The sequence below is a fragment of the Streptomyces atriruber genome, from assembly GCF_001418325.1.
GTDB lineage: Bacteria > Actinomycetota > Actinomycetes > Streptomycetales > Streptomycetaceae > Streptomyces > Streptomyces atriruber.
Map to the genome: position 1 here is coordinate 1 of NZ_LIPN01000660.1, position 788 is coordinate 788.

General features: G+C 75.4%; 1 protein-coding gene. It reads right to left on the reverse strand.

From position 1 onward, the window contains the following. The coding region (locus AOK03_RS39800) for a ComEC/Rec2 family competence protein (protein WP_425264458.1) at positions 1 to 788 on the reverse strand (788 nt) is incomplete at both ends.

A 788-nucleotide genomic window follows, 5' to 3' on the forward strand; every position in this document is an offset into this window, starting at 1 on the left:
TGGGCCGCGGCCGCGGCGGCCACCACTTCGGCAAGCCTCGCCGGCACCCCTCGCCCCCGCAGCGCCGCACTCCAACGCGGCGCGAGGGTGAGCAGGGCGCCCGTGGCCAGGACGGAGAGCAGGAAGCCAGGGCTCCGGGCCAGCCACGGGTCGTACAGGACCAGCACCAGCACCGCCGTGGCCAGCGCCGGAATCAGGGACCTGCGCCGCCCCGTGACGATGGCGAGCAGCGCGATGAGCCCACAGGCCGCGGCCCGCAACACGCTCGGGTCCGGTCGGCACACGATGACGAACCCAAGAGTGAGCGCCCCACCGAGCGCCGCGGTCGTCCGCAGCGGAATGCCCAACTTCGGCGCAAGCCCACGCCGCTCGGCCCGTTGAGCGGTGCCCGGCGGCCCGAGGAGCAGGACGAGGACGATCGTGAGGTTGGCACCGCTGACGGCGAGCAGATGCGTGAGGTCGGTCGCCCTGAACGCCTGGTCCAACTCGGCAGGCACCCGCGAGGTGTCTCCGACGACGAGCCCGGGGAGCAGCACGCGGGCATCGGCCGACAGCCCCTCCGTGGCCTCCCGCAATCCGCCCCGCAGCTCCCCGGCCAGCCGCTGCGTCCGGGACGGCTCCCCCACCACCCGAGGCGCCCGCTCCCCGGCCACCCGAAGCACGGCGGCCGCCTCGCTCCCCTCGGACAACGGCGGCGCGAGCCGACCCTGCACACGCACCCGCGTCGACGGCAACAGGCCTGTCCAGGAGGAGGCGGGCCCGGATGCCTCCGGGGCGAGACCGGCTGA